Below are 12,925 nucleotides of genomic sequence, written 5' to 3'. Positions count from 1 at the left end.
TCGAAAGTGGGCGGGAGCGACGTCGCGCATCGCTCCCGCCCACGCGCTGCCCAGGCGCTCTTTGACGGTCTGGCGCCTTCGCCGCGGCGGCGAAGGCTCAATCTCAGTCGACGACCCGGTGGTGGGTCGCGGTCATGGTTCCCATCGGCACCCCCAGCAGGCTCACCTGAGCCGTCTTCAGGGCGACGCCCGGGGAAACCATGGTGAAACGGGTCCGGTAGGAGGGGGCCAGCAGGCCCTTGGCGGGACCCATCGCCCGGCGGAAGCTCAGCACATAGTCCTCGTCGTCGCGCCAGCCGGTGATGCCCGCGCCGGCCACCGCCTCGGCGGCCACGTAGACGCCGTTGCTGCCCTGGGTCATCGCCCAGCGCCAGACATCGACCTCGCCGTCGTCGTAGGTGAACACCTCCTCGAACTCGATGGCCGACCGGGTCTGGCTGTAGTCGCCGACGGTCTCGACGCGGCAGCGCCGCGCGACCCGTCCCAGGGGATCGCGCACCACGCCGTGCCCTTCGGTGCGGCCCAGGAAGAAGAACTCCGGTCGGAAGATCATCTCGCCTGGAAAACTTGTTCTCGTGTCCACGACTTGTGTCCCTCGCGGCGCCGGGTATGCGCCTCCGGTTGACAGGGGGTGATGGCGCGGATTGTCGCGGTGTCTGGCGCCGCCCCGGATCCGACGCGCCGGGGCCTTATTGCGGTTGGGATTGCGGCGCCGTCGCGCGGCCGCTCGCCGCACCGCGCGTAGGCGGCATGCACAGGTATTTGGCCGGGTGGATGTCGCCGAAATTGTCCGACCAGCCGGTCACGTTCGGGTTCACCAGGTTGCGGTTGACGCCGTAGTAGACGGTGGCGATGTCGGCGTCGTCGATGATCATCTTCTCCGCCTTCGCCAGGATCTGCGCCCGGCGGCCGCCGTCGGCCTCGTGGTCGGCCTGGTCGAGCAGGGCGTCGTAGGCGGGGTTGCGGTAGTCGCCGTAGTTCTGCGCCCCGGTGTCTGAGCGCATCAGCGCCAGGAAGGTCAGCGGGTCGTCATAGTCCAGGATCCACGAGGCGAGCCCGACCTGGAAGTCGCGGGTATTGTAGTCCTGGAACGAGATCTGGCCCTCCTCCTGGCGGAACTTCACGTCGATGCCGACGGTGGCCCAGTCCGCCTGCATGGCCTGGGCGATCAGCACCGTGTCGGTGGTGTTGGAGGCCTTCATCTCCAGCTTCAGCGGGTGGCCTGGGCCGTAGCCGGCCTGGGCCAGCAGGCGCCGCGCCTCGGCCTGACGCTGGGCGAAGCTCATCGGATACCAGTACGGCTTCGGCCGCTGGTCTTCGCCGACGTAGCCGCTCATCCCGGGCGGGACGAAGGAATAGGCCGGGATCTGCCCGGCGCGCATCAGCTTGGCGGTGATGAAGTCGCGGTCGATGGTCATCGACAGCGCCTGGCGCACCTCGCGCATGGCCAGCGCCGGCACGTGGGTGTTGAAGATCACATAGCTGGTCGACAGGTAGGTGTGGGTGTGCACGAACCGCGGCATCTGGCCCGGCTGGCGCAGGAACGGGATCCGGCCCGACTGTACCGTGTCGTTGACGTCCAGCTCCCCGCGCTTGACCCGCCGCTCGGCCGAGACCGCCTCGCTGAGCGGCAGGAAGTCGACGCGGTCGGCGCAGACCTTGTCCGCCTCATAGTAATAGGGGTTCTTCTCGACCCGCACATAGTCCGCCAGCCGGAAGGCGGTCACCTGGAACGGGCCGTTGGAGACGATGTGCTCCGGCCGGGTCCAGGCGTCGCCCCACTTGCGAATCACGTGCTCGGGCACCGGATAGAAGGCCTGGTGCTTGAGCAGCTGCGGCAGGTAGGGCGCCGGGTGGATCAGATGCAGCACCAGGGTGTGGTCGTCCGGCGCCTCGGCCCCGAGGGTCTCGGGCGCCGGGCCGTGCGGGCCGTTCAGGGCCTGGCCGTTCTTCAGGATGTAGAACAGGTAGGCGTAGGCCGACGCGGTCGCCGGCTGGACGATGCGGCGATAGGCGAAGACGAAGTCGTGCGCCGTCACCGGCTGGCCGTCCGACCACTTCGCCGGCCGCAGGTGGAACGTCCAGGTCAGGCCGTCGGCGGAGGTCTCCGCCGAGGTGGCCAGGCCGAGCACCGCCTTGCCCTGCTGGTCGTCCTGGTAGAGGCCCTCGAACGTCGCCCGCGCGATCGTCGCCTCCTGCACCAGGGTCATGGTCTGCGGGTCCAGCGTCGAGGGATCGATGCTGTTGCCGTACTCGATGCACACCTTGCCGGGCGGGCAATAGGGCCGCGCCACGCGGGGCTCGTGCTTGCCACAGCCCGCCAGCGCCAGGCTGGCCACGCTCGCGCCGACGAGCGCCCATCCGGCGCCTAGGAACTTCCCGCTCATGGGCGTTATTGACTATCGTCCGCGCGCATCAAGCGCCACCAAAAGACGCCAGCTCAAGGAACGCCTCGCCATGTTGCCCTCCCTCATGCCCCTGGCCGAGGACCTCGCCGAGCGCCTCAAGGCGCGCAAACAGACCCTGGCGGTGGCCGAATCGTCTTCCGGCGGACTGGTTTCGGCGGCGCTGCTGGCGGTGCCGGGGGCCTCGGCCTACTTCCTGGGCGGCGCGGTGGTCTACACCGGCAAGGCGCGCATGGAGCTGGTGCACCTGACCCGCGAGGACGTCGCCGGCATGCGCTCGGCCAGCGAGCCCTACGCCCTGCTGCTGGCGCGCACCGCGCGCGAGAACTTCGGCGCCACCTGGGGGATCTCGGAGACCGGCGCGGCCGGGCCGCGCGGCAACGCCTACGGCGACGCCTCCGGCCACACCTGCATCGCCGTGTCCGGACCCGTGGAGATGGCGGTCACCGTCGAGACCGGCCACGACGACCGGGCGCGCAACATGGAGGAATTCGCCCGCGCCCTGCTGGACCTGCTGTCCACGGCGATGGGCGACTGAAGGTGCGCCGGCCGGGGGCGCGGCGAGCGGGGAGCGTCTCTACGTCACCCCGCCGCCGTGCTGGAAGCTCTGCACCAGGCTGCCGCAGACCAGCCGCCAGCCGTCCACCAGCACGAAGAAGATCAGCTTGAACGGCAGGCTGACCACCACCGGCGGCAGCATCATCATGCCCATGCTCATCAGCACGCTGGCCACCACCAGGTCGATCACCAGGAACGGCACGAACAGCAGGAAGCCGATCTGGAAGGCGCGCTTCAGCTCCGAGATCATGAAGGCCGGGGTGACCACGCGGATCGGCGTGTCGATGGCGTGCGCCGGCTGAGGGATCTTCGACAGCTTGATGAAAAGACTCAGATCTTCGCGGTCCACCTGAGACAGCATGAAGGTCTTCACCGGGCTTGAGGCGGCGGTGAAGGCGGCCGGCAGCTCCATCTTGTGGTCCAGCAGCGGCTTGATGCCCTGGTCGTAGGAGGCCTGCAGGGTCGGGCCCATGACGATGGCGGTGAGGAACAGCGACAGGCTGATGATCACGGCGTTCGGCGGGCTCTGCTGCAGGCCCATGGCCTGGCGCAGCAGCGACAGCACCACCACGATCCGGATGAAGGACGTGGTCATGATCACGATCGAGGGGGCCAGCGACAGCACGGTCAGCAGCCCCACCAGCTGCACCACGCGGTCGGTCAGGCCGGCGCCGGTGCCCAGGTTGATGTTCACCGCCTGGGCCAGGGCCGTCGCGGGAATCACCAGGCTGCCCAGGGTGGTCAGCAGCGAGATCAGGGCGGCGCGGCGCAGGTCCTCGCCGGTCGGCCGCTTGAAGATGGTCTGCAGGAGGTCGCGAAGGGCGTCGATCACGCGGCGGTCTCCAGGGTGGGCGCCTCAGGGATGGGCGAATCGGCGGGGGCGGGGGACATCAGCACCTGCCCCTCGCCCAGCAGGACCAGGCGCTCCTGGTCGTCGCAACGGACCAGCACCAGGCGGCGGTGCGGATCCAGAACCAGGGTCTCGACCACCGCCAGGCGGCGTTTCGTGCGCGTGGTGCTCTGCAGCCGCGCCATCCACTCCGGCCCGAACCGGCGCGCGCCGACCGCCGCCAGGCCCACCAGGCCCAGGGTCACCGCGAGGGCGAAGATCGCCCGGGCGAATTCGGCGAAGTCCATTTTGCGGAGTCAATCCGAGGGGTTGCGCTGATCGGGTCCAGCGATGCCCCCGCACCCCTTAATTTGCGATTAACCCTGTTCCTTCACCTTTGCAGGCACGATGGGACTCGACGACATCCCCCTGTTCGCGATGCTGCGCGACCGCCTCGGCTATCTGTCCGAGCGCCAGTCGGTGATCGCGCAGAACGTCGCCAATTCCGACACCCCCGGCTATGCCCCCAGCGACCTGAAGCCGTTCAGCATCGCCACCGGCGGCAGCCAGCCGCAACTGCAGGCGGTGGCGGTGACCATGACCTCGCCCATGCACCTGGCGCCCACGGCGTCCAAGGCGGTCAGCGGCCCCTACAAGCCGCGCAAGAGCGCCGATTCCGAGACCACCCTCGACGGCAACTCGGTGGTGCTCGAGGACGAGATGATCAAGATGAACCAGACGCGGATGGACTACGACGCGGCCATCAGCTTCTACCAGAAATCCCTGGGCCTGATCCGCCTGGCGACCAAGAAGCCGGGCTCGTGATGGCCGGCGGGAGCTCCTGAACCATGGCGGACGTCACCTCCAACACCGACACCTCGATGAGCGTGGCCGCCTCGGCCCTGCGCGCGCAACAGGCGCGCATGCGGGTGATCGCCGAGAACCTGGCCAACGCTGACTCGACCTCGCGCACGGCCGGCGGCGATCCCTACCGGCGCCAAGTGCCGGTGTTCGAGCCGGTCACCACCGGCAGCGGGCAGGGGGTGAAGATGGCCAAGGTCGTACCCGACCAGAGCGCCTTCCGCACCGAATACGCCCCCGGCCACCCCGGCGCCGACGCCCAGGGCTATGTGAAGCTGCCCAACGTCGATCCGCTGATTGAAGCCATGGACATGCGCTCGGCGCAGCGGGCCTACGAGGCCAACCTGAGCGTGATCGAGACCGCGCGGTCGATGGACTCGCGCACCCTCGACCTGCTGAAGAAGTAGGAGCCTAGCGCATGGTCTCTCCCCTGATCGCCGCCAAGGCCTACGCCGCCACGCAGGGCTCCGCCCTGGGTGGCCTGGGCGGCAGCGCCGCGGCCGCGGAAGGCCCCGACTTCGGCAAGTTCCTCACCTCGGCCATGAACGACGCCATGCAGTCGTCGAAGGTGGCCGAGGCGCAGATGCAGGCTCAGGTGCAGGGCAAGGCGCAGCTGGTGGACGTGGCCACGGCGATCTCCTCGGCCGAGGCCAGCCTGGAAACCGTGATGGCGGTGCGCGACCAGGTGATCAGCGCCTACCAGGAAATCATGCGCATGGCGATCTGACGCCAGCCGGCGCGCAAGCCTCTGCGGCGGCGGCGCCACACCACAACCAAAACGGAAGACCTAGGTAGTTCCCACCTGGGCGCACCCCCGAAACATCTGGCACTTCGCTCGCCGGTTGAAGCCTGCCGACTCGGCGGGCCGGCGTCCAAAGGGCGTCGTTTGTGGCTTAGGGGTGAAACAGTTCATGGTGCGTAGTGTGTCGCGGGGCGTCGCCCGCCGGATTTCCTTGCTTTCCTCCTCCTCCCTCATTGCCAGCGTGGTGCTCTCCGGAGCCAGTGCGGTCGCGACCTTCGCGCCGACCGTCGCCATGGCTCTCCCCGCGGCGTGCACGCCGGCGGAAGGCACGTACGCCGCGCCCGCGGCGACCGCCGGCGGCCCGATCGCCTGCGGCCCGGGCTCGACGTCCAGCATCGGCTTCGACTCGACCGGCCCGGCGCAGATGACCCTCGATGACGGCCTGACCACCACCGCGGGCGGCGTCGTGCTGTCCTCCGGCACGGCCCAGGACCTCAGCGCCACGGTCGTCACCGGCGCGGGCGGCGGCTCGATCGCCGGCGCGGCCGGCCAGAACGGCCTCTATGTGGTCTCCAGCGGCGGCGCCGTCTCCATCAACACCGGCGCGGGCGGTCTGACGATCGCCGGCGACAACGGCGTCGTGGCCAACTCCGGCGGCGCGGGCGCCGCGACCGTGACCGGGGCGGCGAACATCACCGCCAACAACGGCGACGGCATCCAGGCCGGCGCGATCGGCGGCGCGGTGTCGGTGACCACCACCGGCGGCGCGATCAGCGCCACCAACGACGGCATCAACGCCTTCGGCGCCGGTGCGGTCACGGTGAGCAACGCCGCGGCGATCACCGGGGCGAAGGTCGCCGGCATCAGCGCCGACGGAACGGCCGGAACGGGGACGGTCAGCCTGACCAATTCCGGTGCGGTGACTGCGGGCGACGCCGGCGTCGCCCTCAGCGCGGCGGGCGGCGCCAACGTGACCGTGGCCAACACCGGCGCGGTGACGGGCGGCGTGGGCATCCAGGCCAGCACCAACTCCGACGTGCTGGGCTCGACGGTCAGCGTCACCGGCAGCGGGGCGGTGACCGGCACGACCGGCGCGGGCATCACCCTCTCCAGCGCTCCGGCGGACACCACCGGCGTGGTCAGCCTGGGCGCCAGCGGCGCGGCCTATACCGGCGCGATCAGTGGCGCGACGGACGGGGTCGAGGCTCACGGCGGCGGGGCGGTGAACGTCTACGTCGGCGGCGCCGTCACCGGCGCGGGCTCGGCGGCGATCGTCGCCAGCAGCTCCGGCGCGGGCGCGGTCACGGTGAACGCCAGCGGCGGCGCCCTGACCGGCGGCACGGGCGGCATCGTCGCCAGCAGCACCGGCGCCGGCACGGTCTCGGTGATCAACGCCGACACCATCGCCGGCGGCACGGGCCGCGGCATCCTGGCGACCTCGTCCGCCGGCAACGTCAGCGTCGTGTCCACCGGCGCCATCACCTCCGGATCGCAGGGCATCCTGGGCGTCGCGGGCGGCTCGGGGACGGTCACCCTCTCGCAGGATGGCAACGTCACCTCGGGCGCCGGCGGCGTGCTGGCCTTCACCGTCGGAACCGGCGCGGCCACGGCCAGCTACGACGCGGCGGGGGGCAACGGCACGCTGACGGCCTCGGGCATCGTCGGCGTGGCCGCACTGAGCAGCGGCGGCGTCGCCACGGTCAACGTCGGCAAGGTCGGCGCGACCGGGACCACCACCATCTCGGCGACAAAGGTCGGCGTGGCCGCCCTGGGCGGGGCCGGCAGCACCGTGGTGCTGGGCGACAAGGTCACCATCGATCCGGACAACTACGGCGTCTACGCCGTGTCGCCGGCGGCGGTCAGCGTGACCAGCGGCGACCATGACTCGATCACCGTCGACGACAATGTGGTGGCCGGCAACGACGACAAGAACTACGGCGTCTACGCCGCCAGCCTCGCGGCCAGCGACGTCGGCGCGACCCCGTCGGTGTCGGTGGCGCTGGGGACCAACAACACCATCGTGGTGAAGGACTCCGGCGACGGCCAGGCCGACGGCGGCCTGGGCATCGCGGCGATCAACACCGCGGCCGGCAGCGGCTCGGTGAAGGTCACCGTCGGCAACGGCGTGAACATCAACGTCACCGGCAACAACGCCGGCGGCATCGGCGCCTCGACCGTGTTCGGCGGCGGCGCCGGCTCCGGCTCGGTCAGCGTCTCGGTCGGCACGGGCGCGATCACCGTGACCGGCGGCGCGGCGGCTGGCGACACCGCCAACAACTTCCCGGGCAGCTTCGGCATCGCCGCGACCACCCAGGGCAGCGGCACGGTGTCGGTGACCAACGCGGCGGCGATCACCGTCAGCAACAACGCGGCCGTCGGCAACCGGGTCGAAGGCGTCGACGCGGTCACCACCGGGACCGGCAACGTCACGGTCGGCAACAGCGGCGCGATCAAGGCGCTGGGCTCCACCGCCATCGGCATCGACGCAGCGGGCGGCAACGGCGTGACCGTGACCACCAGCGGCGCCGTCAGCGGCGGCGCGACCGGGGTGCTGGTCAACAGCGGCCATGGCAACACCGTGACCGTCACCTCGACCGGTTCGATCCGCGGCCTCGGCACGGCGGCGCATGCGGCCCTGGACGTCACCACCGGGACCAGCGCCGGCGACACGGCGAACATCACCAATGGCGGCCTGATCGCCTCCAACAGCGCCACCACGGCGCTGCAGGCGGCGGACACGGCGATCGCCCTCAAGGGCGGCAACGTCATCCTGGTGAACAGCGCCAGCGGCACGATCAACGGCCTGATCGACGTCTCCGGGCTGACCACCGCCGGCGGCGCCGGCTCGACGGTGTCTCTGACCAACGCCGGGACCTGGAACCTCGCCGGGACCGAGACCCTGTCGCCGAACAACGACGCCGTGCTGAACTCCGGCACGATCAACACCCTGGGGACCTCGGTCATCAACCTGGGCGCCGGGGCCAACAGCTTCACCAACACGGGGACGATCAAGGTCGGCGGCGTCACCGCCGGCAGCGCGGCGGCGAGCCTGACGGTGTCGGGGATCACCACCCTGAACAACTCCGGCGTGATCGACGTGCATGACGGAGCCGCCAACCGCAGCTTCGCCACCACGGCGACCCTGGCCGGGTCGGGCGGCAGCCAGCTGTATGTCGACGCCTCGCTGGGCGGGCCGGGTTCGCTCGCCAGCGCCGTCACCATCGGCGGCTCGTCGGGCCTGACCAGCATCCGGGTGAACAACATCAACGCCGGCATGGGGGCCTACATCCCCAACGTGGCCAACGGCATCGTGCTGGTGACCGGGGCGACCTCGCTCAGCAACTTCCGGCTGGACCCGGCGTCCACCGGCGCCAACGGCGCGGGCATCCCGACCGGGGTGACCAACGCCATCGCCGCGCCGGGGCTGTTCTTCTATGACCTGGCGGCCAACGGCAACAAGATCGTCCTGATCTCGGCGCCCAAGGTCGAGGCCCTGCAATTCGCCCAGGTGGGCGCGCTCGCCGGGGACACCTGGTCGAACACCACCCAGTCGTGGTTCGACCGCCAGGCCGACCTGCGCGAGACCCTCGGCGACCGGGCCCTCGGCTCGGCCCCGGCGGTGTGGATGCGCATCACCGGCGACTGGTCACGGCGTGACTCGGCCGAGACCCTGACGGCGGCCAACGGCACGACCTACGGCTACGACACCAGCTACCGGACCGACAGCGCGGCGGTGATCGCCGGCGTCGACCTGCTGCACGGCGTCGACAAGTCGCAGGCCTGGGTCGTCGGCGTGCAGGGCGGCTATGTGGACACCAACGCCCGCTTCCGGACCTCGGGCACGCGCCTGAACCTGACCGGCGGCATCGTCGGGGTCTACGCCAGCTACCTGCGCGGCGGTCTGTTCGTGGACGGCATCGTCAACGGCAACATCCTGACCGGCGAGTGGAACCTGCCGTCGCTCGGCGCCACCACCGCGCCGTGGGACGCCTCCAGCCATGTCAACACCTGGGGCGGCCAGCTGGAAGCCGGCTACAGCCTGCCGATCGGCGCCTCGTCCTTCGTCGAACCCCTGGGGTCGATCGCCTACGGTCGCACGACCACGGGCGCCCTGGCCCTGCCGGGCGCGACGCAGAACTTCGCCGATGCCGACACCCTGCGCGGCAGCCTCGGCGGCCGCATCGGGACCACCGCCGCCTACCAGTACTACAAGGTCAAGGTGGCGCTGGAAGGCCGGGTCTGGGACGAGTTCGACGGCAAGACCAATACCCTGCTGGCCAACGGCGGAGCCAACTTCCTGAACGGCGCCGACATCTCCGGCGTGTACGGTGAGATCAAGGGCGAGGCGAACCTGTTCGCCGCCGGCAACAACCTGTCGGCCTTCGTCAACACCGGCATCAAGTGGAAGTCGCGCTACCAGGACACCAGCGTGAGCCTGGGCGTGCGCTACCAGTGGTAGGCTGATCGAAGCCTTCGGGCAGCGACGGCGGCCGGTCCGGGACCTCCCGGGCCGGCCGTTGTGCGTTCAGGGCCGCCCGCGGTCGGACGGCAGGCCGAAACGAACCTGAACGCCGCACAACGAGGCGCTCAGGCGAGGGTCAGGCTGGGGCCGCTCTAATGGCTGCAGCGTCGTCATGGTGACGGCGTGAAAGCCTGGAGAAACCCCTGATGAAGAAGATTCTGCTCGCGATCGCGGCCGTCGCCAGCCTGGGCGCCGCCGCCTCCGCCTCCGCCGCGCCCTATGGCTATGGCCCCGGGCCGGGCGACGGCGCGGCGATCGACCAGCGCATCAACCAGATCAGCCTGCGCATCGACCGCGGCGCCCGCGACGGCTCGCTGAACTTCCGTGAAGCCCGCGGTCTGCGCTACCAGCTGGACGGCATCCGACGCCTGGAGGTGCGCTACGGCCGCGACGGCCTGAACGGCCGCGAGCGCGCCGAGCTGAACGGCCGGCTCGATCGCCTGAGCTACCAGGTGCGCGGCGAACGCCACGACGGCGACCGCCGCTGGTAGGGGGCTGCGCCTTGCCGCCGCCGGAGACGCCGGCGGCGGCGGGCGACCTGACATCTCGCAGGGTATGGCGGCTCTGCTGCCATTCCCCCCTCGCTAGGTCGGCGAGGGGGTGCTAGCCCTGGGGACGAATGATCGAGCTGAAGTCCGCCACCAAGGCCTACGGGGCCGGCAACGCCGTGGGTCCGCTGGACTTGGCCATCGCCGAGGGCCAGTTCGTGGCGCTGCTGGGCGGATCGGGCTCGGGCAAGACCACCACCCTGAAGATGATCAACGACCTGGCGCCCGCCACCGCGGGCCAGGTCACCGTCGGCGGCCAGCCGCTGGACGCCGAGCCCGGCTGGAAGCTGCGCCGGCGGATCGGCTATGTGTTCCAGGAAATCGGCCTCTTCCCGCACCTGACGGTGGCCGAGAACATCGCCGTCGGCCCGAAGCTGGCCGGCTGGGACGCCGCGCGCATCGCCGCGCGCACCGACGAACTGCTGGATCTTGTCAGCCTGCCGCGCGCCGTGGCCGCGCGCCTGCCGGCGGCGCTGTCCGGCGGTCAGCGGCAGCGCGTGGGCGTCGCCCGCGCCCTGGCCGCCCAGCCGGCGATCATGCTGATGGACGAGCCCTTCGGCGCGCTGGACCCGGTCACCCGCGACGACCTCGGCCGCGAGTACCGCGCCCTGCACGAGCGCCTGGGCCTGACCACGGTGATGGTGACCCATGACGTCATGGAGGCCCTGGTGCTGGCCGACCGCATCGTCGTGCTGGACGCCGGCCGCATCGTCGCCGACGGGACCCCCGGGGCCCTGATGTCCGGCGACCAGCCGCCGGCGGTGCGCGCCCTGATGCAGACGCCGCGCCGCCAGGCGGAACGGATCGCCAGCCTGGCCGCCGCGCCGGCGCCCGGAACCCCGGGGGAGGGTGGCCATGGATGAGCGCCTGGCCGACGCCCTGTCGCGCTTTCCCGGCTACTTCTCGGCGCACATCCTGCTGTCGGTCTGCGCCCTGGGGCTGAGCCTGGCGATCTCGCTGCCGCTGGCGGTCGCCGCCAGCCGCAATCCGGCGGTGCGCTGGCCCTCGCTGCTGCTGGCCAGCCTGATCCAGACGATCCCCGGCCTGGCGCTGCTGGCGCTGTTCTATCCGCTGCTGCTGGCGCTCTCGGCTCTGAGCAAGAGCTGGTTCGGGGTCGGCTTCACCGCCCTGGGCTTCAAGCCGGCCCTGCTGGCGCTGACCCTCTACGCCATCCTGCCGATCCTGCGGAACGGGGTCGCCGGCATCCTCGGCGTCGACCCCGCGGCGGTGGAGGCGGCGCGCGGCATGGGCATGACCGACCGCCAGACCCTGCTGAAGGTGCAACTGCCGCTGGCCGCCCCGGTGATCATGGCCGGAGTGCGCACCGCGGCGGTGTGGACCATCGGCGCGGCCACCCTGGCGACCCCGGTCGGCCAGACCTCGTTGGGCAACTATATCTTCTCGGGCCTGCAGACGGAGAACTGGGTGTTCGTGCTGTTCGGCTGCGCCGCCTCCGCGGGCCTGGCCCTGGCCGCCGACCAGCTGCTGGGGCTGATGGAGTCGGGCCTGGCCCGGCGCAGCCCCTGGCGGCTGTGGGCGGGCGGCGTCGGCCTTGCCGTCGGCGTGCTGGCTGGCCTCTCGCCGCTGCTGGCGCACGAGGGCAAGGCGACCTACGTAGTGGGGGCCAAGAACTTCTCGGAACAGTACATCCTGGCGGAGATGATGGCCGCGCGGCTGGAGGCGCAGGGGGCCCGGGTCGGCCGCAAGGAGGACCTCGGCTCGGCCACCGCCTATCATGCGCTGGCCGCCGGCGAGATCGACGTCTACGTCGACTATTCGGGCACCCTGTGGACCAACGTCCTGGGCCGGCGCGACAACCCCGGGCGCAAGGCGGTGCTCGACCAGCTGACCGCCGCGCTGAAGCAGCGCGACGGCGTGGTGGTCATGGGCTCGCTCGGTTTCGAGAACGCCTATGCCCTGGCCATGCGAGAAGATCGCGCCAAGAGCCTGGGCATAAAGGATATTTCGGACCTGGCCGGCAAGGCCTCGCAGCTCACCCTGGGCTCCGACCTTGAGTTCCTCACCCGGCCGGAGTGGGCCGCGGTGCGCGACGCCTACGGCCTGAAGTTCCGCCGCCAGACCAGCTACCAGCCGACCTTCATGTACCGGGCGCTGACCGATGGCGACGCCGACGTGATCTCGGCCTTCTCCAGCGACGGGCGCATCTCCGCCGACCATCTCGTGGTCCTCGCCGATCCCAAGGGGGCGATCCCGCCGTACGACGCGGTGATCCTGATCTCGCCCAGGCGGGCGAACGATGCGCGACTGCGGGCGGCGCTGGCGCCCCTGATCGGCGTGATCCCGGTCGCGGCCATGCGCGAGGCCAACTACAGCGTCGACCGCGACCAGCAGAAGGCGACCCCCGCCCAGGCGGCCCGGGCGCTGGAGGCGAAGCTCTCGCTCGCCCGCCACTGAGGCCTTGCCAGCGCGCCGCCGCGGCGCACAACTAGCGGTGTTTCA

At 70.9% G+C, this 12,925-nt stretch carries 12 protein-coding genes; 8 read left to right on the top strand and 4 right to left on the bottom strand.

Annotation, left to right across the window (positions count from 1 at the left end):
- Positions 1-103 precede the first annotated feature (103 nt).
- Both ACO2Q3_RS01910 and ACO2Q3_RS01905 read right to left on the bottom strand, forming a co-directional pair.
- Positions 104-553 carry a DUF3833 family protein gene (locus ACO2Q3_RS01910; RefSeq protein ID WP_423304696.1) on the bottom strand — a complete coding sequence of 150 codons (450 nt, stop codon included), beginning with the start codon at positions 551-553 and terminating at the stop codon, positions 104-106.
- A gap of 136 nt (positions 554-689) precedes the next feature.
- On the bottom strand, positions 690-2,387 hold the full coding sequence (locus tag ACO2Q3_RS01905) for a peptide ABC transporter substrate-binding protein (RefSeq protein WP_423304695.1): 1,698 nt from the start codon (positions 2,385-2,387) through the stop codon (positions 690-692).
- A gap of 73 nt (positions 2,388-2,460) precedes the next feature.
- On the opposite strand from ACO2Q3_RS01905, the gene ACO2Q3_RS01900 reads away from it, so the two are divergent.
- Positions 2,461-2,943: a CinA family protein gene (locus ACO2Q3_RS01900; RefSeq protein ID WP_423305645.1), complete on the top strand. Its 483-nt coding sequence runs from the start codon at positions 2,461-2,463 to the stop codon at positions 2,941-2,943.
- 39 nt (positions 2,944-2,982) lie between these two features.
- Here the strand turns inward: ACO2Q3_RS01900 and fliP are convergent, their stop codons facing one another.
- Together fliP and ACO2Q3_RS01890 are read right to left on the bottom strand one after the other, a co-directional pair.
- Positions 2,983-3,771: a flagellar type III secretion system pore protein FliP gene (fliP, locus tag ACO2Q3_RS01895; protein ID WP_423305644.1), complete on the bottom strand. Its 789-nt coding sequence runs from the start codon at positions 3,769-3,771 to the stop codon at positions 2,983-2,985.
- A gap of 20 nt (positions 3,772-3,791) precedes the next feature.
- Complete coding sequence (locus ACO2Q3_RS01890; protein ID WP_423304694.1) at positions 3,792-4,100, bottom strand: flagellar biosynthetic protein FliO; 309 nt, start codon at positions 4,098-4,100, stop codon at positions 3,792-3,794.
- Between the two features lie 100 nt (positions 4,101-4,200).
- Between ACO2Q3_RS01890 and flgB the strand changes: the two genes are divergently transcribed.
- From flgB to ACO2Q3_RS01855, 7 genes are all read left to right on the top strand, one after another.
- Entirely contained in the window at positions 4,201-4,617 is a 417-nt protein-coding gene (gene flgB, locus ACO2Q3_RS01885) for a flagellar basal body rod protein FlgB (RefSeq protein ID WP_423304692.1), read from the top strand.
- Between the two features lie 23 nt (positions 4,618-4,640).
- Positions 4,641-5,060 (top strand): flagellar basal body rod protein FlgC, encoded by a 420-nt coding sequence (flgC, locus tag ACO2Q3_RS01880; RefSeq protein ID WP_423304691.1) that lies wholly within the window; start codon positions 4,641-4,643, stop codon positions 5,058-5,060.
- An 11-nt stretch (positions 5,061-5,071) separates the two neighbouring features.
- Positions 5,072-5,380 carry a flagellar hook-basal body complex protein FliE gene (locus ACO2Q3_RS01875; RefSeq protein ID WP_423304689.1) on the top strand — a complete coding sequence of 103 codons (309 nt, stop codon included), beginning with the start codon at positions 5,072-5,074 and terminating at the stop codon, positions 5,378-5,380.
- A 307-nt stretch (positions 5,381-5,687) separates the two neighbouring features.
- On the top strand, positions 5,688-9,854 hold the full coding sequence (locus ACO2Q3_RS01870; RefSeq protein ID WP_423304688.1) for a beta strand repeat-containing protein: 4,167 nt from the start codon (positions 5,688-5,690) through the stop codon (positions 9,852-9,854).
- Positions 9,855-10,063: 209 nt separating this feature from the next.
- Entirely contained in the window at positions 10,064-10,408 is a 345-nt protein-coding gene (locus tag ACO2Q3_RS01865) for a hypothetical protein (RefSeq protein ID WP_423304687.1), read from the top strand.
- 128 nt (positions 10,409-10,536) lie between these two features.
- Complete coding sequence (locus tag ACO2Q3_RS01860; RefSeq protein WP_423304686.1) at positions 10,537-11,328, top strand: ATP-binding cassette domain-containing protein; 792 nt, start codon at positions 10,537-10,539, stop codon at positions 11,326-11,328.
- On the top strand, positions 11,321-12,880 hold the full coding sequence (locus ACO2Q3_RS01855) for a glycine betaine ABC transporter substrate-binding protein (RefSeq protein ID WP_423304684.1): 1,560 nt from the start codon (positions 11,321-11,323) through the stop codon (positions 12,878-12,880). Before ACO2Q3_RS01860 ends, ACO2Q3_RS01855 begins: the two co-directional genes overlap by 8 nt.
- Positions 12,881-12,925: the final 45 nt, after the last annotated feature.

The organism is Caulobacter sp. KR2-114 (assembly GCF_049446115.1).
GTDB lineage: Bacteria > Pseudomonadota > Alphaproteobacteria > Caulobacterales > Caulobacteraceae > Acaudatibacter.
Note: the sequence above shows the minus strand (reverse complement) of the source record. Positions and strands in the feature narration are given on the sequence as shown.

Bases quoted from the DNA above. Each gene is read 5' to 3' on its own strand.
- ACO2Q3_RS01910 (WP_423304696.1), bottom strand. From the start codon at position 553: ATGATCTTCCGACCGGAGTTCTTCTTCCTGGGCCGCACCGAAGGGCAC.
- ACO2Q3_RS01905 (WP_423304695.1), bottom strand. From the start codon at position 2,387: ATGAGCGGGAAGTTCCTAGGCGCCGGATGGGCGCTCGTCGGCGCGAGC.
- ACO2Q3_RS01890 (WP_423304694.1), bottom strand. From the start codon at position 4,100: ATGGACTTCGCCGAATTCGCCCGGGCGATCTTCGCCCTCGCGGTGACC.
- flgB (WP_423304692.1), top strand. From the start codon at position 4,201: ATGGGACTCGACGACATCCCCCTGTTCGCGATGCTGCGCGACCGCCTC.
- flgC (WP_423304691.1), top strand. From the start codon at position 4,641: ATGGCGGACGTCACCTCCAACACCGACACCTCGATGAGCGTGGCCGCC.
- ACO2Q3_RS01875 (WP_423304689.1), top strand. From the start codon at position 5,072: ATGGTCTCTCCCCTGATCGCCGCCAAGGCCTACGCCGCCACGCAGGGC.
- ACO2Q3_RS01870 (WP_423304688.1), top strand. From the start codon at position 5,688: ATGGCTCTCCCCGCGGCGTGCACGCCGGCGGAAGGCACGTACGCCGCG.
- ACO2Q3_RS01865 (WP_423304687.1), top strand. From the start codon at position 10,064: ATGAAGAAGATTCTGCTCGCGATCGCGGCCGTCGCCAGCCTGGGCGCC.
- ACO2Q3_RS01860 (WP_423304686.1), top strand. From the start codon at position 10,537: ATGATCGAGCTGAAGTCCGCCACCAAGGCCTACGGGGCCGGCAACGCC.
- ACO2Q3_RS01855 (WP_423304684.1), top strand. From the start codon at position 11,321: ATGGATGAGCGCCTGGCCGACGCCCTGTCGCGCTTTCCCGGCTACTTC.